20 protein-coding genes are annotated in these 21,462 nt (G+C 69.8%); 15 read left to right on the forward strand and 5 right to left on the reverse strand.

The features are described from left to right. The first annotated feature begins 33 nt into the window (after nucleotides 1-33). The gene (locus tag GF068_RS28985) at nucleotides 34-1,341 is read left to right on the forward strand and encodes a GAF domain-containing sensor histidine kinase (protein WP_153822731.1); all 1,308 of its coding nucleotides are present in this window, start codon (nucleotides 34-36) and stop codon (nucleotides 1,339-1,341) included. Between the two features lie 14 nt (nucleotides 1,342-1,355). Next, nucleotides 1,356-1,709, forward strand: coding sequence for an Hpt domain-containing protein (locus GF068_RS28990; protein ID WP_153822732.1), 354 nt, complete (start codon nucleotides 1,356-1,358; stop codon nucleotides 1,707-1,709). 3 nt (nucleotides 1,710-1,712) lie between these two features. Here the strand turns inward: GF068_RS28990 and GF068_RS46495 are convergent, their stop codons facing one another. Together GF068_RS46495 and rlmN are read right to left on the reverse strand one after the other, a co-directional pair. After that, complete coding sequence (locus GF068_RS46495) at nucleotides 1,713-3,071, reverse strand: serine/threonine-protein kinase (protein WP_170319739.1); 1,359 nt, start codon at nucleotides 3,069-3,071, stop codon at nucleotides 1,713-1,715. Nucleotides 3,072-3,156: 85 nt separating this feature from the next. Further along, nucleotides 3,157-4,320 carry a 23S rRNA (adenine(2503)-C(2))-methyltransferase RlmN gene (gene rlmN / locus GF068_RS29000; protein ID WP_338046613.1) on the reverse strand — a complete coding sequence of 388 codons (1,164 nt, stop codon included), beginning with the start codon at nucleotides 4,318-4,320 and terminating at the stop codon, nucleotides 3,157-3,159. A gap of 174 nt (nucleotides 4,321-4,494) precedes the next feature. Between rlmN and GF068_RS43765 the strand changes: the two genes are divergently transcribed. The 5 genes from GF068_RS43765 (at nucleotide 4,495) to mtnA (ending at nucleotide 9,316) form a co-directional block, all read left to right on the forward strand. Further along, nucleotides 4,495-6,144, forward strand: coding sequence for a hypothetical protein (locus tag GF068_RS43765; RefSeq protein ID WP_170319740.1), 1,650 nt, complete (start codon nucleotides 4,495-4,497; stop codon nucleotides 6,142-6,144). An 11-nt stretch (nucleotides 6,145-6,155) separates the two neighbouring features. Beyond that, nucleotides 6,156-6,989 (forward strand): hypothetical protein, encoded by an 834-nt coding sequence (locus GF068_RS29010; protein WP_153822734.1) that lies wholly within the window; start codon nucleotides 6,156-6,158, stop codon nucleotides 6,987-6,989. Nucleotides 6,990-7,055: 66 nt separating this feature from the next. Continuing rightward, on the forward strand, nucleotides 7,056-7,904 hold the full coding sequence (locus GF068_RS29015) for an SDR family oxidoreductase (RefSeq protein WP_153822735.1): 849 nt from the start codon (nucleotides 7,056-7,058) through the stop codon (nucleotides 7,902-7,904). 3 nt (nucleotides 7,905-7,907) lie between these two features. Next, on the forward strand, nucleotides 7,908-8,225 hold the full coding sequence (locus tag GF068_RS29020) for a hypothetical protein (protein WP_153822736.1): 318 nt from the start codon (nucleotides 7,908-7,910) through the stop codon (nucleotides 8,223-8,225). Between the two features lie 89 nt (nucleotides 8,226-8,314). After that, nucleotides 8,315-9,316, forward strand: coding sequence for an S-methyl-5-thioribose-1-phosphate isomerase (mtnA, locus tag GF068_RS29025; RefSeq protein ID WP_420814133.1), 1,002 nt, complete (start codon nucleotides 8,315-8,317; stop codon nucleotides 9,314-9,316). Between the two features lie 3 nt (nucleotides 9,317-9,319). Here mtnA and GF068_RS29030 read toward each other — a convergent pair whose 3' ends face one another. Together GF068_RS29030 and GF068_RS29035 are read right to left on the reverse strand one after the other, a co-directional pair. Beyond that, nucleotides 9,320-10,093 carry a hypothetical protein gene (locus GF068_RS29030; protein WP_153822737.1) on the reverse strand — a complete coding sequence of 258 codons (774 nt, stop codon included), beginning with the start codon at nucleotides 10,091-10,093 and terminating at the stop codon, nucleotides 9,320-9,322. A gap of 351 nt (nucleotides 10,094-10,444) precedes the next feature. Beyond that, nucleotides 10,445-10,807, reverse strand: coding sequence for a XisI protein (locus tag GF068_RS29035; RefSeq protein WP_206079577.1), 363 nt, complete (start codon nucleotides 10,805-10,807; stop codon nucleotides 10,445-10,447). A 94-nt stretch (nucleotides 10,808-10,901) separates the two neighbouring features. Here GF068_RS29035 and GF068_RS29040 point away from each other — a divergent pair, with 94 nt between their 5' ends. From GF068_RS29040 to GF068_RS29065, 6 genes are all read left to right on the forward strand, one after another. Further along, a complete protein-coding gene (locus GF068_RS29040) occupies nucleotides 10,902-12,002 on the forward strand; it encodes an Rpn family recombination-promoting nuclease/putative transposase (protein WP_153822738.1) in 1,101 nt (366 codons plus the stop codon). 10 nt (nucleotides 12,003-12,012) lie between these two features. Continuing rightward, nucleotides 12,013-13,143, forward strand: coding sequence for a lipoyl synthase (lipA, locus tag GF068_RS29045; RefSeq protein WP_338046615.1), 1,131 nt, complete (start codon nucleotides 12,013-12,015; stop codon nucleotides 13,141-13,143). Between the two features lie 73 nt (nucleotides 13,144-13,216). Further along, complete coding sequence (locus tag GF068_RS29050; protein WP_153822740.1) at nucleotides 13,217-13,789, forward strand: tellurite resistance TerB family protein; 573 nt, start codon at nucleotides 13,217-13,219, stop codon at nucleotides 13,787-13,789. A gap of 205 nt (nucleotides 13,790-13,994) precedes the next feature. After that, complete coding sequence (locus GF068_RS29055) at nucleotides 13,995-15,188, forward strand: thiamine pyrophosphate-dependent dehydrogenase E1 component subunit alpha (RefSeq protein WP_153822741.1); 1,194 nt, start codon at nucleotides 13,995-13,997, stop codon at nucleotides 15,186-15,188. A 51-nt stretch (nucleotides 15,189-15,239) separates the two neighbouring features. Beyond that, nucleotides 15,240-16,214 (forward strand): alpha-ketoacid dehydrogenase subunit beta, encoded by a 975-nt coding sequence (locus GF068_RS29060; RefSeq protein WP_153822742.1) that lies wholly within the window; start codon nucleotides 15,240-15,242, stop codon nucleotides 16,212-16,214. Between the two features lies 1 nt (nucleotide 16,215). Beyond that, nucleotides 16,216-17,679: a dihydrolipoamide acetyltransferase family protein gene (locus GF068_RS29065; protein ID WP_153822743.1), complete on the forward strand. Its 1,464-nt coding sequence runs from the start codon at nucleotides 16,216-16,218 to the stop codon at nucleotides 17,677-17,679. A 2-nt stretch (nucleotides 17,680-17,681) separates the two neighbouring features. Here GF068_RS29065 and GF068_RS29070 read toward each other — a convergent pair whose 3' ends face one another. Further along, nucleotides 17,682-18,803, reverse strand: a complete 1,122-nt coding sequence (locus tag GF068_RS29070; RefSeq protein WP_153822744.1) for a M48 family metallopeptidase — start codon at nucleotides 18,801-18,803, stop codon at nucleotides 17,682-17,684. 253 nt (nucleotides 18,804-19,056) lie between these two features. On the opposite strand from GF068_RS29070, the gene GF068_RS29075 reads away from it, so the two are divergent. Beyond that, on the forward strand, nucleotides 19,057-20,184 hold the full coding sequence (locus GF068_RS29075; RefSeq protein WP_153822745.1) for a cytochrome-c peroxidase: 1,128 nt from the start codon (nucleotides 19,057-19,059) through the stop codon (nucleotides 20,182-20,184). 62 nt (nucleotides 20,185-20,246) lie between these two features. Continuing rightward, nucleotides 20,247-21,393, forward strand: a protein-coding gene (gene prfB / locus GF068_RS29080; RefSeq protein ID WP_153822746.1) for a peptide chain release factor 2 whose coding sequence is annotated in 2 segments (ribosomal slippage) — nucleotides 20,247-20,315 and nucleotides 20,317-21,393 — 1,146 coding nt in all. Because the reading frame shifts where the segments join, the coding sequence is not laid out codon by codon here. Nucleotides 21,394-21,462: the final 69 nt, after the last annotated feature.

Below are 21,462 nucleotides of genomic sequence, written 5' to 3' on the forward strand. Positions count from 1 at the left end.
TCGCCACGTGCAAGGGAGAGGGGCGGAGATTTGATGAAAGCAGCCCCTCCCCCGAGCGACGAGATCGAGCGCCTCGTGGCGCTCAGCGAAGCGGCGATCCTCGACACGCCCCCCGAGCCTGCCTTCGATGATCTCACGCGCCTCGCGGCCGCGATCTGCCGCACGCCGATCGCGCTGGTCTCGCTCGTCGATCGCGAGCGCCAGTGGTTCAAGTCGAAGGTCGGGCTCGACGCGAGCGAGACGCCGCGCGAGGTGGCCTTCTGCGCGCACGCGATCCTCGGCGAGCAGCTCTTCCTCGTCCCCGACGCGCACGAGGACGCGAGATTTGCAGACAACCCGCTCGTGACCGGCGGGCCTCACGTGCGCTTCTACGCGGGCGCGCCGCTCGCGACCGCGGACGGTCACAACGTCGGCACCCTCTGCGTCATCGACCACGGGCCGCGGCAGCTCGACGACGCGCAGCGGGCCGCGCTCACGGCCCTCGCGCGCCAGGTGGCCGCGCAGATCGACCTCCGCCGCGCGAACGGGCGGCTCGCGAAGCTCAACGGCGAGCTCGTGGCGCGGGCGCGCGAGGCGCAGGCGCTGGCCGAGGAGCGCAAGGCCGTCGAGCGGGTCAAGGACGAGTTCGTCTCGACCGTCTCGCACGAGCTCCGGACGCCGCTCACCTCGATCCGCGGCGCGCTCGGCCTGCTCGAAGGCGGCGTGCTCGGCCCCCTGCCCGACGGGGCGATGGAGCTCGTCCAGATCGCCCGCACGAACACCGACCGGCTCGTGCGGCTCGTGAACGACATCCTCGATCTCGAGAAGATCGTGGCGGGCAAGCTCGAGCTTCACCCGAAGCGCGTCGACGTGCGGCGGCTCGTCTCGGGCCTCGTCGACAGCCTCGGCCCCGTGGCCTCGGAGGCCAGGGTCGAGCTCTTCGTGGACGTGCGGGGCGAGATCGAGGTCGTGGTGGATGAGGACCGCATCGCTCAGGTGCTCACGAACCTGATGTCGAATGCCCTCAAGTTCTCGCCCCCCGAGGCGCGGGTCGAGCTCGGCGTGGAGGCGAAGGCCGACGGGCGCGTGTGCTTCGCGGTCCGGGACCGCGGCCCCGGGATCGCGGAGGCGGACCTCGGGCGGCTCTTCAAAAGGTTCGAACAGCTCGAGGGCGAGGGCCGGCGCGAGCAGCGCGGCACGGGCCTCGGGCTCGCGATCTCGAAGGCGATCGTGGAGCAACACGGCGGGGCGATCGGCGTCGCCTCGAAGCTCGGGCAAGGCAGCACGTTCTGGTTCGAGTTGCCCTCGCCAAATGGAGAGGCGCGTCGAAATCCCGGGGCCCCTGCCGTCGGTTTCGCTTAAAATCGAGAGGTTTCATGGCGCAGACGAAGGACGACGAGATCCGAGCGGCGCTCCTGGAGTTACGCAAGGAGTACCTCGCGGAGCTGCCGGAGCTCTTGCGAGAGCTCGCCGAGATCGTGGCCGCAGCAAAAGAGGGGTCCAGGCAGGACGCGATGCGCGCCGCCGTGTCGAGGGCGCACGCGCTGCGCGGGACCGCGGGTTCGTACCGCTTCCAGGAGATCAGCGACGCCGCGGGCCTCGTCGAGGACGGGCTGCTCGGCATCCAGGGCGGCTGGCTCTCGGCGGAGCAAGCGTGGCCCGAGATCGAGCGCGCGCTCGCGGCGGCGCGGGCGGCGTGTGATCGAGCGGTCGTCGATCTTCTCTCGTGACGCTCAAGCCCAGCCGGCGCGCTCGACGATGCCCTCGATCGTGTCGACGAGGCGCCGCAGATCGATCGGCTTGGCCACGAACTCGCGCACGCCGAGGACGGCGAACTTCCAGCGCTCCTGCGGGCCGACGCGGCCGCTGAGGACGACGACGCGGGCGTGATCGCCGCGCGGCAGGGCGCGCAGGTGCGAGAGCGTGTCCACGCCGTCGAGGTCGGGCATGTCGAGGTCGAGCAGGACGAGATCGGGGGGCTCTTCGCGCGCGGCCTCGAGCGCGGCCTGGCCCGAGCGCGCGACGCGGATCCGCATCGATCGGCCCTTCATGGCGAGCTCGGCGGCCTTGGCGGCGAACTTGCCGAACGCGGGGTCGTCGTCGACCGTGAGCACGCGGATCGATCGCGTGGCGCTCTCGGCGGGTTGCCTGACGCTCGCGGGCGGCGGCGCGCTCGGCGACGCCTGGGCCTTGGGTGAGCCGGCGAGGACGAGGTCCCGCGCGAAGGCGCCGCAGCTCGTGTATCGATCGGCGGGGTTTTTCGCGAGGGCGCGCGAGAGCACGGCGTCGAAGGGCGCGAGCTCGGGGCGCACCGACGAGGCGAGGGGCACGGGCGCGCTGAAGTGCGCGTGCAGCAGCCGCACGAGGTCACGCTGGAGGTACGGCGTGCGCCCGGTGAGCAGCTCGAACGCGACACATCCGAGCGCGTAGACGTCGCTCCACGGGCCCACGGGTATCCCCTCGCCGGCGAGCCCTGCTTGCTCCGGCGCCATGTAGACCGGCGTGCCCTCGATCGTCTCGGGCCTCGACGCGGAGTGCTGCTGCGCGAGGCCGAAGTCGATGAGCACGGGCCTGCCGGTGTCCTCCTCGATGACGATGTTGCCCGGCTTGACGTCGCGATGGACGATGCCCCGGCCGTGCGCGGCGTCGAGGCCGTCGGCGATGCGCCCGAGGATGGTGATCGCGCGGTGCTGGGGCAAGGCGCTCTGGCGCTGCCGGTACTCGTCGAGGATCGCCTCGAGCGAGCGGCCCTCGACGTACTCCATGGCGAAGAAGTACGAGGAGCCGTGTCGGCCGAACGCGTAGACCTGCACGACGTGTTGATCACGCAGCGTCGCGAGCGCCTTCGCTTCCTGCTGGAGCCGCTGCTCGGCGAGCGCGTCGTCCCACGTCGGGGCGATGAGCTTCAGGGCGACCGTGCGATCGAGCCAGGTGTCGCGCGCGCGGTAGACGACCCCCATGCCGCCGCGCCCGAGCTCCTTTTCGACGCGATAGGTCCCGGCCACGATCATGCCCGGCTCGGGCGTGATCGAGGGGCGCGCGGGGGGATCGATCACGTTGCCGGATTCGTCGATCGACGAGGTGTCGCTCAAGGCTTCGCCGGATCTGTCAGGCGACGAAGGTGTGCTCATGATCGCTTGCCTGCGGAGGCCGAGAAGTGCCGGTCCATTTTCATTTTTAGGTCGGTAGCTTCGGCGTCGCGAGGGAAAACGTTCGTTCGGCGCGTCGCGCGCCTGCGAGCTGACCACAGGCGCCGCCGACGTCGCGGCCGCGGGGCCTGCGGACGAGCGTCGTCACGCCGTGCGACGAGAGCCGCGCGACGAAGGCGTCGAGCCGCTCCTGCGTGGGCGGGCGCAGCGAGGGATCGGGCCCGGGGTTGCACGGGATCACGTTCACGCGGCAGCGGATCGGGCGGACGTAGGCCGCGAGCAGGTCGGCGTCCTCGGGCGCGTCGTTCCAGCGGTCGAAGAGCACGTACTCGAAGAGCACACGGCGGCCGGGCGGGAGCGCGCCTACGATCGCGTCGCGCAGCGCCGCGAGCGGGAAACGCGTGTTGATGGGCATGATCGTTCGGCGCCGCTCGTCGTCCGGCGCGTTGAGGCTCACGGCGAGCTCGGCGCGCGTGCCGGCGAAAAACGCGGGCAGCTTGTCGGCGACGCCCACGGTGCTCACGGTGACGCGTGAGGGCGCGAAGCCGAAGGCGCGATCGTCGGTGAGCAGGCGGAGCGCGCGCAGCACCTCGGGCAGGTTGTCGAAGGGCTCGCCCATGCCCATGAAGACGAGGTTCGAGAGGGGCGGCGCGCCGCCGGCCTCGTGAAAGATCGCGCGGGCGAGGCGGACCTGGTCGATGATCTCGCCCGCGGCGAGCTGGCGCTCGAGCCCGAGCCGGCCCGTCTCGCAGAACGCGCAGGCGCGCGCGCAGCCGACCTGGCTCGAGATGCAGAGCGTGGTGCGGCCGGGGCCGGGGATGAGGACGGACTCGACGAGGGCGCCGTCGGCCCGCGCGCGAAATAGCAGCCGGATCGTGCCGTCCTCCGCGGGCGCGCGCTCGTGCAGCGTGAGGGCCGGCGCGGGATCGAGGGCGTCGAGCGCCTCGTGGGCCCAGGCGCCGATGCCGAGGTCGGCGAAGGTCGAGCGGCCCCAGGGGATCTCTGCGGCGTCGTCGCGGGAGAAGGCGTGCCGCACGATCCGGGCGGCGGCCGAGCGAGCGGCCGAAGGTGATCCGCCGCGCGCGACCAGGCGCTCGGTGAGTGAACCTGCGTCGTGCGAGGCGAGCAGCGTGTCGCCGCGGGCGGCGCGCGAGACGAGCGGGATCCCCCCGCGCTTGTCGAGAACGTCCACGGCCGTTCTGTTACTACGGCGAGGGCCGGCGCGGCAGCCCGCGTGTCCCAGCCGGATCGACCAGGCTGCCCGAGCCTCCCTCCGCAGCTTATCCACAGGCCTGTGGAGAACCTGTGGCGCGGCGGCGGACCGAGTTCTTCCGGCCGCGCGTGTCGTTAAGGTAGAGTTCGCCCGATGCTTCCCTCGGGCTTCGGTTTTCGCGCGGTGTTTTCGCTCGTCGCGTTCGGCTCACCGCTCCTCTGGGCTCTGCCTGCACGCGCGGCGGCGCCGAAGGACGCGCAGACCGAGAAGGCCATCACGCAAGCGATGGATGTGGACTACCTGGAGACGAAGTTCGACCAGGCTGAAAAGCGCTTGCGTACGGCGATCGACGCGTGTGGCGCGGACAAATGCACGCCGAGCGTGAAGGCGCGGGCGCTCGTGGCGCTGGGCGTGGTGCTCGCGGGCGGCAAGAAGCAGCTCGAGGACGCGCGCGAGGCCTTCGTCGAGGCGCTGACCCTCGACAGGGACACGAAGCCCGACGAGGACATGAGCTCGGCCGAGGTGAAGTACGCCTACGAGAACGCGCGCAAGCAGCTCAAGCTCGACGGCGCGGCCGCAGCGGGGGGGGCACCTGCGCCTTCGGGGCAAGGCATGACGCACGCGCCGCCGGCCGAGCAGCGCATCAACACGCCGGTGCCGCTCTACGTGCGGCTCGCGCCGGAGCTCCTGGAGGACGCGAAGAAGGTCACGGTCACGTACCTGGCCCCGGGCGCGGGCGACTGGAAGACGCTCGTGATGAAGAAGGTCGGCGAGTTCGGCTTCGGCATCAACGTGCCGTGCACCGACGTCACGAAGGAAGGCAAGCTCGACTATTTCATCACGATCACCGACGCGGACGGCGCGATCGTGACGGGCGCGGGCTCGCGCGCGCAGCCCTTGAGCACGGCGATCAAGCCGCGCATCGAGGGTGATCCGCCGAGCTGGCCAGGCTTCGCGCCGCCCGAGCTCTGCGTGAAGGTCGAGGCGGGGCCGAAGCAGTGCCTCGACGACAACCAGTGCAACGCGGGTTATTCGTGCGTGGGCGGCGAGTGCACGCAGAAGCCCTCGATCGTCGACGAGCCGAAGGACACGGGGCCGAAGAAGAACTGGGTGTCGATCTCCATCGCGCCGGACATCTCGATCTTCTCGGGCAAGGACGTCTGCGCGGTCGACGTGCAGGACCGTGATCACTTCGTTTGCGTGCGTAACGACGGCAGCCGCTACCTCGGCGCGCCCACGCCCGGCATCGGGAACAACGTCTCCGCGGGCCTCGCGCTCTCCACGATCCGCATCATCGCCGGCTACGACCGGCTCTTCATGGACAACATCCTCGCGGGCGTCCGCCTCGGCTTCGCGTTCCGGACCTCGAGCGACGACGACGCGAGCTTCCTGCCGGTGCACGCCGAGCTGCGTGGCACCTACGTGATCGGCAAGAACCCGTTCGGCAGCCTCGGCGCGCGCCCGTTCGTCTTCGCGGCGGCCGGGCTCGCGCAGATCGACACGCCCGTCGACGTGGAGGTGCTCGAGGACGGCGTGCGGTGCGGCGCGGCGAACCCGGCCGATCAGAGCAGCCCTTGCACGCAGCCGGGCAACCCCGAGTTCGAGGGCAGCCGCGTCGAGCCTCGGATCCAGTCCTTGAAGGCGTACAAGCAAGCCGGGCAGGGCTTCCTCTCGCTCGGCGGCGGCCTGCAGTATGCGCCGCTCGAGCGGGTCGCGATCAGCGTGGGCCTGCGGGCGAACATCACGCTGCCCGTCGTTACGTTCGTGCTCACGCCCGAACTCGGCGCCACGATCGGGTTCTAGGTTCCAGGCCGATGACAGAACAACCCAGCAAGCTCGACGCGGCCCTCGATGGGGTCCTCGCGGGTGGCCCCCTGCGCGGGCTGCTCGACGTGCTCGATCGCCACTCGAACCTGCCCGGCACGCGTCCGAACCTCGACTTCGCGCGTACCGTCGGCATCCTGATCGCCGCGCGCCGAGGCAAGGCCGACGCGCTCGTCCGCGCCCTGCTCGCCTCGCCCGGCGAGTATCCCGTGATCGTCGCGGCGCACGCGCTCGCGCAGCGGGCCCTCGCCGGTTTCGACGCGCGGGCGGCCATGACCACGCTGCACGACCTCGCGGACGAGCCGCGCCACCTCGTCCGCATGGGCATCGTCTCTGCGCTGCGCGAGGTGCTCCTCGTGCGGGGCGAGGAGGCGCTGCGTGAGCTCGTGACGTGGACCGACGGGTATTTCCACGCGCACGTCGTGCTCGCGGCGCTCGCGGATCGGGAGGTCCTCGATCGGCTGCGGGGCCCCGAGGAGGTGCTCGCGCGGCTCGAGGAGGCGTTCGTGCTGGCCGACGTGTCGCCTCGCGCGGCGGAGCGCTCCCAGGGCCTGCGCACCTTGCGTGAGGGGATGCCGGCCGAGGTCGCGGTGCTCGCGGCGCGTTTCCCCGAGGTCGTCGCGTGGCTCGAGGGCAAGACGTCGGCGAAGCGCCCGGAGACACGCGAGGTCGTCTCGCAGGCCATCGCGGCGCTGCGCCGGGGAGGCCTGAAGAACGCGGAGGCCGCGCGGATCGCGGGCCTCTTGGAGGCGAGCAAAAAGCCCCCGCGTGACGCGGCTCGGATCGTGCAGGGAACACGAAAGCGGAGCAAAGGGCGGCGTTGACGGCGCGCGCCCCTCGGGCGACGAAATCCGTCGCGGAGGGTGCCTGCGTGCAGTATGGAACCCGCCATGCGGCTCGAGAACAGGGTTGTCTTCATCACGGGCGCCTCCCGGGGCATTGGTCGCGCGGTCGCGCTCGCTTGTGCGCGGGAGGGCGCCGACGTCGTCGTCGCGGCCAAGTCGGAGGTCGAGCAGAACCCCCGGCTCCCGGGGACGATCCACAGCGTGGCGAAGGAGGTCGAGGCGCTCGGCCGTCGCGCCTTGCCGATCAAGCTCGACGTGCGTGACGCCGACGCGTGCGAGGCGGCGGTCGCGCAGGCGGCGGCGCACTTCGGCCGGCTCGACGTGCTCGTGAACAACGCGGGCGCGCTCTGGTGGGCGGACGTGCTCGGGACGCCGATGAAGAAGTTCGACCTCGTGATGGGCATCAACGTGCGTGCGTCGTTCGCGCTCGCGCGCGCGGCCTTGCCGCACATGATCGAGCGCAAGTGGGGGCACATCGTGATGATGTCGCCGCCGGTCGACGCGAATGCGGTCGCGCACCATGGGGCGTACGCGGTCTCCAAGTTCGGCATGACGATGATCGCGCTGGCGATCGCGGAGGAGGCGAAGGCGCACAACGTGACGGCGAACGCGCTCTGGCCGGCGACGGCGATCGAGAGCTACGCGACCATCAACTTCGGCCTCGGGGGCCCGGAGTTCTGGCGCAAGGCGGACATCCTCGCGGACGCGACGCTCGCTTTGATCACCAAGGAGCCTTCGGCGCGGCCGGGCAAGGCCTGGATCGACGAGGCGCTCTTGCGCAGCGAGGGCGTGACCGATTTCTCGAAGTACCAGTGCGCGCCTGGCCATGAGCCGCCGCATTTCCCGTTCTCGGCGCTCCCGACGACGACCGAGACCGTCGACAAGAAGAAGTGAACCATGGCCTCGAGCGACGATGACGACCGGACGATCGGATCGGGATCTACGTTCTCCGTGGATCCCACCCGGGAGATCTCGAGCGTGTTCGACGACCTCGAGGATCTTTTGAAGAACGGCGACGTGATCGAGGCGCTCTCGCAGAGGGGCGTGAACGCGAGCATCGCGCTCACGGCGATCGAGGGGCTAAGGGCCTACCTCGATGGGAAGAAGGCCGAGGCGGCCGAGGACTTCGCCATGGTGGCGGAGGAGATCCGGGGTCGCCTCGAGCTCGCCCGCGCTGCGGAGGGACCCAAGAACGGGCAAGGGGGACACTCGTGACCACGGTGGCGCCACCGCCCTGGTATCCATCCCCGGCGCTCTCGGGCGCGGGATACTCGGCGGCCGAGCTCGCGGAGAGCTGCGACCGCGTGTTTCTCCTGGATCAACGGGATCTCCCGGCGCGCGAGGTCTACGCGACGTTGCGCTCGGTCGAGGAGGTCGCGGAGGCGATCCGCGCGATGGTGGTGCGGGGCGCGCCTGCGATCGGGATCGCGGCGGCGTACGGCATGGTGCTGGCTGCGCGGGCGCTACGTCCGGCGGAGGCCTCGCGGTACGTGGCGGGCCTTCGCGCGGCGGCGAGCATGCTGGTGGCGGCGCGGCCGACGGCGGTGAACCTCTCGTGGGCGGTCTCGCGGATGCTCGCGTCGGCGGAGGCGCACGCGCACGAGCCGGCCGAGGAGCGCGTGGCGGATCTCGCGGCGCTCGCGCGACGTATCCACGTGGAGGACCTCGAGGCCTGCCGGCGGATGGGCCGGGTGGGCGCGGCGCGGATCCCGCATGGCGCGACGATCCTGACGCATTGCAACGCCGGCGCGCTGGCGACGGGCGGATATGGCACGGCGCTCGGGGTGGTCCGTGCGGCGGCGGAGGCGGGCAAGCAGGTGCGGGTCCTGGCGGACGAGACGAGGCCGTACCTGCAGGGCGCGCGGCTGACGGCGTGGGAGCTGTCGCAGGACGGGATCCCGGTCGAGGTGATCACGGACTCGATGGCGGGGCATTTCCTGCGTCGACGCGAGGTGACGGCGATCGTGGTGGGCGCGGATCGGATCGCGCGGAACGGGGACATCGCGAACAAGATCGGCACGTACGGGCTCGCGTGCCTGGCGAAGCACCACGGGGTGCCGTTTTACGTGGCCGCGCCGTGGAGCACGGTGGATCTGGCGACGCTCGACGGCGACCACATCCCGCTGGAGGAGCGGAGCCGGGACGAGGTTGTGCGGGTGGGAGGGTCGGTGCTGGTGCCGGAAGGTGTACCGGCGCGGCACCCGGCGTTCGACGTGACGCCGGCGGAGCTGATCACGGCGATCTTCACGGAGCGGGGCGAGTATGCCGCGGGGGAGATTGCGCGGGCGGGGGAGGCGGGGGCGTAGGTCTCAGGCGGGCGCTGCGGGCTGCGTCGCGGCGACGTCTTCGGCGAGCTCGCTCGACGACGTGCGCCGCGTGGTCTCCTTCTCGGCTGCGCGCAGCGGTCCGAGGATGGCGCTGACGATCACTTCGCTCGCGCCTTCGAGCTCGAGGGTCGTCTCGACGTGTCGCGCGACCTTGATCCAGAAGTTGCGCGCCTTGAGGGCGTCCATCTTCGACGGGCTCGTGGCGCCGGCGGCGGCCGTGCGTTTTTCCTTCTCATCTTCGAGCTGCCCGAGCTCGCGACCTGCTTCGAACCAGTCCTCGACGACGTTCCACGCCTTGCCGCCGGGCACGGGCAGCTTCTTCAGGAGCGCGCGTGTCTTCTCGGAGATCCGCGCCTCGGTGAGCTCCACGGCGCCGGCCTCGTCGTGATAACTCTCCTTCGTCGCGCTGAGCCCGTTCGGGAGGAGCTCGTCCCGCGCCGCGAGGATGGCCTCGGCGTCCTCTGGATCGTCGGCGGCCTCGGCGAAGCCGGTGAGCACGAACCAGGAAGCGCGGATCTTGCGGTCGTGACGTTTGTCGGCGGCGGCTTGTTTCTCGGAGAGGGCGGAGAGCTCTTTCGAGGCGGAGAGGTCTCTCTTCTGGGTGGAGAGCAGGCCTGCGTGGGCCGTTTCGACCTTGCCGAGGAGGGTGGAGCCCGAGGGGAGCGCTTCGATCGTGGGGCGATCACGCGCGGGGTCGAGCCATGCCTCGGTGATACGAACCATCCGGGCGGTGGAGATGTCCTTGAGGTTTCCCATCGACGTGCCTCCTTGAAGTAGGGGTGCGAGAGAAACGCTGCCGGACGGGAAAGATTCACGGTGGGCGTCCGTGGGAGCAGGGTTCGGACGGGAGGTGGATACGGAGGGGGACCGTGGCGGGGGCGTCGCGGGGTGGGGGAGCTACGGAGGAGGAGCGTGGAGGGGGCGTGGCGGGGAAGGGGGGCGACGGAGGGGGAGCGTGGCGTGGTCGTCGTGATGGCCGCCTCGACCTTCAGTGCCATCGAGCGGGAACGGCGCGACGGCGTCCGCGAACCCTACCCGATGCTGCGGTGGAATCCGGTCGAGATATTCATTCGGGTTCTTTCCGAGCCTACGCACGATTTCAATCTCTCACGCCGCCGAAAGCTCCGAATACCTCTTCGCCCCGTACACATGGAACGCGAGCACGATCCTCTCCGCCGCGATCCCACCCTGCACGAGCTCCGGCGCGATCCCATGCTCGATGCCATCCCGCTGGATGACCACGTCCTCCCCCACGACATCCACATGCACGAGGCACCCGTGCACCCGCTTCCTCCCCTCGCGTCCCACGATCATCAAGAGGTAGTGCCCGCGCTCCCGGTCGAACACCGTCTGCGTCTGCACGTCTCCGTGTGCGTACGGGATCGCGGCGTACTCCGACAGCACGCGCTCGATCACCTCTCGGTCGACTGCTCGGGTGTCCATCATCGGATGCTCTCCGGCTCCCTCCATCCGGAAGACCGATCGTAGTAGCCACGCGCTTCCCTCGGACAGCCGTCGCGTAAAACTTGTTTTCCCCGGGCTCCCTGGGCAAACGTCCCCGGTCATGCCCAAGCCACGCCGTCGGGGCCGTCTGCCCCAGCCGCACGACGCGCTCTTCAAGTGGGCGTTTTCCCAGCGCGAGCACGCCATCGGCCTGCTCCGGGCGGCGCTGCCAGCGGCGCTCTCCGCCTGGATCGACTGGAGAAGCTTGCGGCTCGAGCAGGGCAGCTTCGTCGACCGCGCGTTACGCCATCGCCACGGTGACCTCGTGTTCTCCGCGCGCATCCGCGGGAAAAGCGTGTACTTCCACGCCCTCGTCGAGCAGCAGCGCGACGTCGAGCCGCTCATGGTCTTTCGCATGGGCGTCTACATGATGCGGCTCTGGGAGCAGCTCGTCCGCGACGACCCGGCCTTGAAAGAGCTGCCGCCGATCATCCCCATCGTCGTGCATCACAGCGAGGCGGGCTGGACGGCGGCCACGGCGTTCCAGGACCTCGTGCCGATGGACGAGATCGTTCGGCCTGCCGTCCTCCCGTTCGTCCCGCAGTTCGAGGTCCGGCTGATCGACCTCGGCGGCGGGCGGGCGGGGGATCTCGTGGAGCAGGCGCTCACCTCGCTCGGACAGGTCGTGCTCTGGTGTCTGTCCGTGGCGGGCGACGATCTTCGGTTCGAGCGAGAGATCGATCGGATCGGGAAGGCGCTCGACGAGGTGCTCCTGGCCAAGGACGGCCTTGCTGCACTCGGCGTGTTGCTGCGGTATCTTGCAGCCACGCACGAGCGTATCGGCGCGGCGATGGTCGGAGAGATCCTGGAGAGCGCGACGAGCTCGAAGGTGGGAGACGCGATCATGACCTGGATAGACGAGATCGAAGAGCGGGGCGTCGAGCGGGGCCGCGTCGAAGGCCGCGTCGAAGGCCGCGTCGAAGGCCGCGTCGAAGGCCGCATGGAGGGGCAAGCGCGACTCCTGCGCAAGCTCCTCACCGCGCGCTTCGGCGCTCTGCCGGCCTCTGCCCGCGCCCGGATCGCCGACGCCGACGAGGCCACGCTCAGCCGCTGGGGCGTCCGGCTGCTCACGGCGGAGACCCTCGACGACGTGTTCGGCGAGGCGCGCCGCGCCCCGCTCGCCTCGAAGCCTCGTGGTCGCGTTCGGCGCAGCCCCGCATGACTGCACGCTCGTGGATCACGCGAGTCCCTTGCTCCCGCCTCGCCGTGGCCTAAGAACGGAATCCATGACCGCCGCTTCCCGCTTCGCCCCCAAGCCCCCCTGGCTCAAAGTCCGCGCGCCCGGCGGCGACACCTACCATCACCTCAAGCAGACCTTCCGCGAGCTCGATCTCCACACCGTCTGCGAGGAGGCGCGTTGCCCCAACGTGGGCGAGTGCTGGCGCGAGGGCACGGCCACCGTGATGCTGCTCGGTGACGTCTGCACCCGTGGCTGCCGCTTCTGCGCCGTCACCACCGGCAACCCGCGCGGCGCCGTCGACACCCGCGAGCCCGAGCACGTCGCGCGCGCCATCGCGCGGCTCGATCTCCAGTACGTCGTCATGACCATGGTCAACCGCGACGACCTGCTCGACGGCGGCGCCGAGCACGTGGCGCGCACCGTCCAGCGCTTGAAGGACCTCCGCCCCGACATCCTCGTCGAGACCCTCGTCGGCGACTTCTCGGGCCACCTCTCCGCCGTCGACACCGTCGTCGAGGCCAGGCCCGACGTCTTCGCGCACAACGTCGAGACCATCCGCCGCCTCACGCGCACCGTGCGCGACGTGCGATCGAGCTACGACCAGTCCCTCGCCGTGCTCGAGCGCGCGAAGACCCGCGCGAAGGCCGCGGGGATCGAGGGACAGTTGACGAAGAGCTCCATCATGGTCGGCGTCGGCGAGACCGACGACGAGGTCGTCGAGACCATGCGCGATCTTCGCGCCGTCGGCGTCGACGTCGTCACGATCGGCCAGTACCTCCGGCCCACGCCCAAGCACCACGACGTCTTGCGCTTCGTCCCGCCCGAGACTTTCGCGCGGTACGAGGAAGAGGCCCTCGCGTTGGGCTTCCTCTACGCCGCGTCTGGCCCGCTCGTCCGGTCGAGCTACCGCGCGGCCGAGGTCTTCCTGCGCAGCCTCTTGCGGGAAAAAGGCGGCGAGGGCGGCGACGTGCAGGCCGAGCTCGAAGCGCGGCTCGACGTCGCGCGTCGTGAGGCCGCGCGTGTCGCCCTGGAGCTCGGCTCTCCTTCGAGCGTCGAGATCCCGCTCGGCAAGAAGGCCGAGTCGGCGGGCCTCGTCCCGGCGGCGTCGCTCGTGCGGCGGTGAAGGCGACGGGCGCCGGGGCTTGGCGTTTCGTCCGGAGTGTGTGAAAAGGGGCGTCGAGGGAAGGTGTCCCGGCATGAGTGCCCCTGACGAGAAGTTCATCGAGCGCGTCACGCAGTGCATCGCGCAGCCTGGGCCGAACGCCCCGCGTGGCGTGCGGCACTCGATCCTGGCGCAAGCGGCGCGCCTCGCGCAGAGCCGTCCGGTCGGGGACGAGGCCACGGCTCCTTCCGGCTTCGATCCTGCGGCGGCGGCGCTCTTCGAGGGCACGGTCGAGAGCGCGTACCTCGTGGCCACCTCCGACGGCCCGATCACCACGACCGAGGACGCCGTTTTGCGGGCCATCGTGGGCATCGGCTGCGACGGCAAGGTCTCGCCCGAGCAGGTCGAGGCCCTCTTCGGCGAGCTCGCCTCCGCGCAGAAGCGCGAGAGCGAAGACGAGCGCGTCGCGCACATCGCGCAGATGATCACGCAGCGGGATCACCAGCGTGAGGTGCTGCGGATCGCGGCGATCATGGCGCGCGCCTCCGGCGGCGTCCGGCCTGCGGAGCGCGCCTTGCTCGAGCGGCTCGCGCAGCGCTTCACGCTCGGCGAGGCGGCGGTCGACGCGGCGATCGCCGAGGCCAGCGAGGCCCTCGGCACCGTCTGAGCTTTGGCGCTCGCCCCGCCTCTTTTATCTCGTTGCATCTCGTAGCATGCTGCAGGTGCAGCACGAATTCGCGCAATGATTGCCGGCGTGTTCTGTGGGCTTTTCGCAGTCGCAACAATCGCGACGCGGTGTGTTGTAAAATGCCGGGGAGCTCGCTTGTCCCCTGGCCATTCCGTCGCCCTTTGACTAGGGTCCGGGCGCCATCATGAGCACCGCCACCCAACCCGCATCGAGCCTCGCCTCCACTGCCTCGGGAGGCAGCACGGACGGCTCCGTTCACCCGGTCGCGCGGCATCCGCTCGACGCGCATGCGCCCGACGTCGTGCGTGTTCTCCGCGACGACGGCACCCTCGATCCGGCGAACGATCCTGGTCTTCGCAGCGACGAGGTGCTCACGCTCTACCGCGCCATGGTCCGCGCGCGTTTGCTCGACGAGCGCCTCGTCCTCCTGCAGCGGCAGGGGCGCATCGGCTTCCACATCGGTTGCCTCGGCGAGGAGGCCTCGATCCTCGGCAGCGCCTTCGCGATGCGGGAGAACGACTGGATCTTCCCGTGTTACCGCGAGTTCGCCGCGGCGCTCTGGCGCGGCATGCCCCTCCAGCGGTACGTCGACAACATGTTCGGCAACACGAACGACCCGGTGAAGGGTCGGCAGATGCCGGACCACTACACCTGGAAGCGCGGCAAGTTCGGCTCGGTCAGCTCGCCGATCGGGACGCAGATCACGCAGGCCGTCGGGTTCGCCTGGGCCGCGAAGATCCGCAAGGAGGACCTCACGGCGCTCGTGTACTTCGGCGACGGCGCCACGAGCTCGAACGAGTTCCACAACGGCATGAACTTCGCCGGCGTGTTCAAGACCCCGGTGGTGTTCTTCTGCCGCAACAACGGCTGGGCGATCAGCGTGCCGACCGAGCGCCAGACCGCGAGCGAGACCTTCGCGCAGAAGGGCGTCGCGTACGGCGTGCCCGGCGTGCGTTGCGACGGCAACGACCTCTTCGCGGTCATCAAGGTGACGCGTGACGCGGTCGCCCGCGCGGCGCGGGGCGAGGGCCCGACGATCATCGAGGCGCTCACCTACCGCCTCTCGGGCCACTCGACGAGCGACGATCCCAAGGCCTACCGGCCCGAGGCGGGCGTGGATCCCTGGAAGAAGCTCGATCCGATCCCGCGCCTTCGCCGCTACATCGAGCGCACGATCGGCTGGACCGACGCGCAGGACAAGGAGCTCGAGGCCGAGCTCGACGCCGAGCTCAAGGCCGCGATCGCGGTCTCCGAGAAGACGGCGCTGCCCTCGCTCGAGTCGATGTTCGAGGACGTCTTCGGCGAGCTGCCCTGGCACCTGCAAGAGCAGCGCGACGAGCTCTTGCGTGGCCCCCGCGCCAAGGGGCACGGCCACTGATCGGGGGATGCCCCCGCCCTCCTTTCGAGAAGGTCACGGAGAGATAGCACGATGCCTCAGATGAACATGGTCCAGGCCATCAACGACGCCCTCCGCCACGAGATGCGGCGTGATCAGCGCGTCGTCGTCCTCGGCGAGGACGTCGGGAAGGTCGGCGGCGTCTTCCGCGTCACGCAGGGCCTCTTCGACGAGTTCGGCGACGACCGCGTGATCGACACCCCGCTTTCCGAGGGTGGCATCATCGGCACGGCGATCGGCATGGCCCTCTACGGCCTGGTCCCGGTCCCGGAGATCCAGTTCTCCGACTTCATCTTCCCCGCGTACGACCAGATCGTCTCCGAGCTCGCGAAGTATCGGTATCGCTCGGGCGGCGAGTATCCGGCGAAGCTCGTCATTCGCACGCCGACGGGCGGCGGCATCCGCGGCGGCCATTACCACTCGCAGTCCCCGGAGGCGCAGTTCATCCACGTCGCCGGCCTCAAGGTGGTTTGTCCCTCGAACCCGGCGGACGCGAAGGGCCTCCTGCTCGCCTCGATCCGCGACCCGGATCCGGTCCTCTTCTTCGAGCCGAAGCGCATCTACCGCGCGGCGAAGGGCGAGGTCCCCGAGGGTGATTTCACGGTGCCGCTCGGCAAGGCGAGCGTCGTGCGCAAGGGCCAGAACGTCACGATCGTCGTCTGGGGCGCGATGCTCTACGAGGCGCTCGAGGCGGCGAACCAGGCGGCGGCGCAGGGCATCGACTGCGAGGTCATCGACCTGCGCACGCTCTGGCCGCTCGACATCGAGACGATCATCACGTCCGTGAAGAAGACGGGCCGCGTGGTCGTGGTGCACGAGGCGCCGAAGAGCTGCGGGCTCGGCGGCGAGATCGTCGCGCTCATCAACGAGAAGGCCTTCCTCCACCTCGAGGCGCCGCCGAAGCGCGTGACCGGCTTCGACACGCCCTTCCCGTACACGCTCGAGATGGAGTACCTGCCGCTCTCCCACCGCATCCTGCCGGCGATCATCGAGACCGCGAGGTACTGAGATGGCGAGCTTCGAGTTCAAGCTGCCCGACATCGGCGAGGGCGTCACCGAGGGCGAGATCGTCAAGTGGCTCGTCGCGCCGGGCGACGTCGTCAAGGAAGACCAGCCGATGGTCGAGGTGATGACGGACAAGGCCACGGTCACGATCACCGCGCCGAAGGCCGGCAAGATCGTCGAGACGCGCGCCAAGGAGGGCCAGGTCGTCGCCGTGCACTCCGTGCTCGTCGTCTTCGACCTCGACGGGGCCGGGGCCGAGAAGGCCGCGCCCGCGCACATCGCTCCCTCTGCCGCGGCCGAGCCCACGGCGGGGACGGCGGCCAGCGCCGCGAAGGATCAAGGCCCGGCGGCGACCGCGGTCGGCGACATCAAGGAGGACCTGCCCGGCATGAACCTCATGCCGATCGCGGCCTCGCACACGACGAACGGGGTCTCCGCGCCGCCCGTCGCCGCGTACTACAACGAAAAACCCCTCGCCACGCCGGCCACGCGCAAGCTCGCGCGGGACCTCGGCGTGGACCTGCGGCGCGTGACGCCGACGGGTCCGAGCGGGCGGGTCACGAAGGACGACGTCCGCGGCGCGATCGCGGCGCCCGTGGCCGCTGCGCCGCAGGCGATGCACACGGCCGCGGCCTCGCACGTGCCCGAGTCGCTCCCGACGACCGTGCCTGCGCCCGCGCCTGTGTCCGCGACGGCGCCCATCGTGCCTGTCACGAAGGCGCCCACGCCCGTGCGGGTCCCGCCGCCTCCGGCCGGCGAGGAGGCGCTCGAGGAGCGGACCCCGCTGCGCGGCGTGCGCAAGCGGATCTTCGAGCAGATGGCCCGCTCGAAGCACACCGCGGCGCACTTCACGTTCGTCGAGGAGTGTGACGTCACGGCGCTGAAGGAGCTCCGCGCGCGGCTCAAGCCCGCGGCGGACAAGGCCGGCGTGAAGCTCACGTTCCTGCCCTTCTTCGTGAAGGCCGTCGTCGCCGCGCTGAAGAAGCACCCCTCGCTGAACAGCGCCTTCGACGAGAGCACGCAGGAGCTCGTGCAGCGCCGCTACTACGACATCGGCATCGCGTCTGCCACCGAGGCGGGCCTCATGGTGCCCGTCGTGCGTCGCGCCGATCGCAAGAGCATCCTCGACATCGCGAAGGACATCCAGCGCCTCGGCGAGGACACGAAGGCCGGCAAGGTCCGCGCGGAGGACCTCGGCAACTCCACCTTCACGATCACCTCGCTCGGAGCGCAGGGCGGCCTCTTCGCGACGCCGATCCTGAACTTCCCCGAGGTCGCGATCCTCGGCATCCACCAGATGAAGCAGAAGCCGGTGGTGCGGGACGGCCAGATCGTGATCGGGGACGTGATGCTGCTCAGTTTGTCCTTCGATCACCGCATCATCGACGGCCACGTCGGCGCGGCGTTCGCCTACGAGATCATCGGCTACCTCGAGAACCCGGATCGGCTCTTCCTCGAGATGGCCTGATTTCACGTGGGTTCGCCCGCGGGGATCACCACCCCGTGGCTCATCGCCACGGCCTCGCGGATCTTCTTCGTCATCTGCTCCTCGATCTTCGCCCGGTCCGCGAAGAGCTCCCACACCTCGAGCGTGTCGTCGGGCGAGCGCTCGATCACGCGCTTCGGCAGCGCGTTCACCCAGGCGAGACGATCCTTCGGCGAGGGGTGGCTGTCGTAGGGCGAGGGCTCGGCGTGGATGGCCTCGTCGATCGCCCTCTCGATCTCGGCCTCCGCCGGTGTTTGTCCGCGGACGCGGTATCGGTAGAGGTTCGCGAGCGCGCGCCGCTGCTCGATCACCTCCGAGAGCACCACGCGCGTGTACACGTCGAAGCGGATCGACCGATCGATCACGTGCTTCAGGCCCTCGGTGAACGCCTCCGCGCCGTACGCGAAGGCCGCCCATCGATCCGCGAGCACCTCCTGCAAGCGCGACGCGCCCTGCGAGATCCGCAGGAAGACCTTGTGGAGCCCGCGCTCGCACAGCCACGCCGGGTTCGTGAGCACGCTCCGCCGTACGGCCAGCGCGAAGCCGCCGCCGGCCGTGTCCTCGTTGTGAAAATGCCCGTATTCGTGGGCCAGGATGGCCTTGAACGCGCCGATCGGGAAGCCGTCGAGCACCCCCGCGCCGAGCACGAGGCACCGCTCCGTCCGGCCCGTGAGCTGCCGCAAGAGGCCGCCACGTTCGAGGACGCCGACCTCGGTCGCGGGCGTCATGTACACGCTGTCCACCGGCCGCGTGCCGATGCGCCCGGCCACCTCTTCGAGCACCCCGCGGAGCTTCGGGTGCTCTGCGAGGTCGAGTTTGTCCCCGGGCTCGCTCTCCTTCGGCCGGAAGAAGAAGCTCTTCAGCATCACCCACGACGAGAGCAGCGTGAAGGCGCAGCAGGCCCAGAGAACGACGCCGTAGATGCGCCGCAGCCACCTGTCCGCGCCCGTCGTGTTCGTGTCGGCCGACGTCGGCGCCGCGGTCGCCGCGCGCAGCGTGAGCTCGCTCAAGAGCGCCCCGAGCCCGAGCAACGCGGCGAGCCCCGCGAGCCAGCCGAGCAGGCCGTAGAGGATCGTCGCGCCCCACGTGTCCAGCGTCGCTCCCACGGCGCCTCCTCCCCGTTCTCGGGCATACTAACCCACCACGATGCCGCGTCGCGACGGGGTGGCGCGGATGCGTTCGCTGCGGCGGCCGAGCCCGACCTCGTGATTCGTTGCGGCTTCCGTTGCGGCACCTCCGGCTCTCTCCGCCGTTCCGGCAGCCGATCGTTGACGCCGCCCGGTGTTGTCACCTAAGACGAAGCGCCGAGAGCCCGATCCACGCACCTCGGGCTCGATCTTGCGAGGAGACACGTCACCGATGCGCTTCCGCCTGTTCCTGCCACTGCTCTTGATCTCTGCCGCGGCGTTCGCAGGCGCCGGCTGCGGCGAACGTGAGGCCACGCCGCTCCCGTTCCAGCAGAAAAAGAAGGGGGCGAACGCTGCGGCCGAGGCCGCGAAGCTCGCGGAGCTCGACCTCGCGGACATGAAGAACAACTTCGGCACGTTGCCCGCCAAGTACGAGGCGAAGAGCGGCGAGACCGACACGAACCCGATCACGGCCGAGAAGGTCGCTCTCGGGCGCATGCTCTACTACGAGAACCGGCTCTCGAAGAACCAGGACCTCTCGTGCAACTCGTGCCACATGCTCGACAAGTACGGCGTCGACGGCACGAAGGTCTCGAAGGGCCACAAAGGCCAGCTCGGCGGCCGCAACGCGCCCACCGTGTACAACGCCGGCGGCTTCGTCGCGCAGTTCTGGGACGGCCGCGCGGGCACGCTCGAGGACCAGGCCAAGGGCCCGATCCTGAACCCGATCGAGATGGCCATGAAGGACGAGAAGAGCGTCGTCGCGGTGCTCGAGTCGATCCCGGGCTACGAGGACGCCTTCAAGAAGGCCTTCCCGGACGACAAGGAGCCGATCTCGTACGACAACCTGGCGAAGGCGATCGGCGCGTTCGAGCGGCAGCTCGTGACGCCCTCGCGCTTCGACAAGTACATGGGCGGCGACAAGACGGCGCTGACGGATCAGGAGCGCGCGGGCCTGACGAAGTTCGTGCAGAACGGCTGCACCTCGTGCCACAGCGGCAGCGCCCTCGGCGGCTCGACGTTCCAGAAGCTCGGGCTCATCAAGGCGTACCCGAACCAGAAGGACCTCGGCCGTTACGACGTCACGAAGAAGGACGAGGACAAGATGGTCTTCCGCGTCCCGACGCTGCGCAACGTGGCCGAGACGGGCCCGTGGTTCCACGACGGCTCGATCGACAGGCTCGAAGCGACGGTGCAGGCGATGGCCTACCACCAGCTCGGCAAGGAGCTGCCCGAGGCGGACGTCGTGGACATCGTGGCCTTCTTGAAATCGCTGACGGGCGAGATCCCGCAGGAGTACATCAAGAAGCCCGAGCTGCCCCCGAACGGCGAGAAGACGCCCGGCCCCGATCCCACGTGATCGGAAGCAGTCCCTCCTGATCAGGCTAGCGTGGGCGGCGGAAATCGAATAAACCGCCGCCCATGCTGTCCGAGACCCGCGAGAAAATCGAAGACCTCAAAAGGCGCTATGCTGCGCTAAGGGGGCATCTTTGACGTCCCCAAGCTCACGCGCATGCTCGCCGAGCTGACGCAAAAGTCGCTCGAGCCTGGGTTCTGGAACGATCAAACGAAGGCGCAGGCCACCCTGCGCAAGCGCGCGGACGTCGAGCAGAAGCTCGAGGTCGCGCAGACGCTCGGCCGCGCGGTCGACGACGCCGCCGAGTACCTGGAGCTCGCCGCCTCGGAGAACGACGAGGCCGCGATCGCCGACTGCGAGACGCAGGTCGAGGAGCTCGACGCGCGTATGCGCAAGGCCGAGCTCGAGCGCATGCTGAGCGGCCCGGCCGATGGCTCGAACGCGATCATCAGCATCCACCCGGGCGCCGGCGGGACCGACGCCAAGGACTGGGCGGCGATGCTGATGCGCATGTACCTGCGGTACTGCGAGCGTCGCGGCTACAAGACCGAGATCATCGACTACCAGGACGGCGACGAGGCCGGCATCGACGCCGTCTCGATCACCGTCTCGGGCCCGAGCGCGTACGGTTATCTGCGCTCGGAGAGCGGCGTGCACCGCCTCGTGCGCATGAGCCCGTTCAACGCGGATCACACGCGTCAGACGGCGTTCGCCGCGGTCGAGGTCACGCCCGAGGTCGGCGACGACATCAACATCGAGGTCAACGAGAAGGACATCGAGATCACGACGATGCGCGCCGGCGGCAAGGGCGGGCAGAACGTGAACAAGGTCGAGACGGCGGTGCGCCTGCGGTACTTGCCGGATCCGACGATCAACATCGTCTGCCGGGCCGAGCGCAGCCAGCACCAGAACCGGGCGATGGCGCTCAAGGTGTTGAAGGCGAAGCTCTACGAGCGCGAGCTCGCGCGGCGCGACGCCGAGAACGCCGCGTACCAGGCCTCGAAGACCGCGATCAACTTCGGCAGCCAGATCCGTAACTACGTGCTCGCCCCCTACCGCCTCGTGAAGGACGTGCGGACCTCGACGGAGACGGGCAACGTGGACGCGGTGCTCGACGGTGACCTCGATCCGTTCATCGAGGCATACCTCCTGGCCGCGGCGGGCGGCACGTTGAAGAAGGGCGGCCAGGTGGTCGCAGAGGACGACGTGTGAGCGAGGACAAGAAGGCAAAGGGGGGCTTGGGGGCGCAGCTCGGCTCGTCCGAGCGAAGCCCCCAAACGT

It is taken from the genome of Polyangium spumosum, from assembly GCF_009649845.1.
In the GTDB taxonomy this organism is placed as follows: Bacteria; Myxococcota_A; Polyangia; order Polyangiales; family Polyangiaceae; genus Polyangium; species Polyangium spumosum.

Excerpts from the sequence above, each read along its gene's own strand:
- GF068_RS28985 (WP_153822731.1), top strand. The coding sequence starts at position 34 with ATGAAAGCAGCCCCTCCCCCGAGCGACGAGATCGAGCGCCTCGTGGCG.
- GF068_RS28990 (WP_153822732.1), top strand. The coding sequence starts at position 1,356 with ATGGCGCAGACGAAGGACGACGAGATCCGAGCGGCGCTCCTGGAGTTA.
- GF068_RS43765 (WP_170319740.1), top strand. The coding sequence starts at position 4,495 with ATGCTTCCCTCGGGCTTCGGTTTTCGCGCGGTGTTTTCGCTCGTCGCG.
- GF068_RS29010 (WP_153822734.1), top strand. The coding sequence starts at position 6,156 with ATGACAGAACAACCCAGCAAGCTCGACGCGGCCCTCGATGGGGTCCTC.
- GF068_RS29015 (WP_153822735.1), top strand. The coding sequence starts at position 7,056 with ATGCGGCTCGAGAACAGGGTTGTCTTCATCACGGGCGCCTCCCGGGGC.
- GF068_RS29020 (WP_153822736.1), top strand. The coding sequence starts at position 7,908 with ATGGCCTCGAGCGACGATGACGACCGGACGATCGGATCGGGATCTACG.
- GF068_RS29030 (WP_153822737.1), bottom strand. The coding sequence starts at position 10,093 with ATGGGAAACCTCAAGGACATCTCCACCGCCCGGATGGTTCGTATCACC.
- GF068_RS29035 (WP_206079577.1), bottom strand. The coding sequence starts at position 10,807 with ATGGAGGGAGCCGGAGAGCATCCGATGATGGACACCCGAGCAGTCGAC.
- GF068_RS29040 (WP_153822738.1), top strand. The coding sequence starts at position 10,902 with ATGCCCAAGCCACGCCGTCGGGGCCGTCTGCCCCAGCCGCACGACGCG.
- GF068_RS29050 (WP_153822740.1), top strand. The coding sequence starts at position 13,217 with ATGAGTGCCCCTGACGAGAAGTTCATCGAGCGCGTCACGCAGTGCATC.
- GF068_RS29055 (WP_153822741.1), top strand. The coding sequence starts at position 13,995 with ATGAGCACCGCCACCCAACCCGCATCGAGCCTCGCCTCCACTGCCTCG.
- GF068_RS29060 (WP_153822742.1), top strand. The coding sequence starts at position 15,240 with ATGCCTCAGATGAACATGGTCCAGGCCATCAACGACGCCCTCCGCCAC.
- GF068_RS29065 (WP_153822743.1), top strand. The coding sequence starts at position 16,216 with ATGGCGAGCTTCGAGTTCAAGCTGCCCGACATCGGCGAGGGCGTCACC.
- GF068_RS29075 (WP_153822745.1), top strand. The coding sequence starts at position 19,057 with ATGCGCTTCCGCCTGTTCCTGCCACTGCTCTTGATCTCTGCCGCGGCG.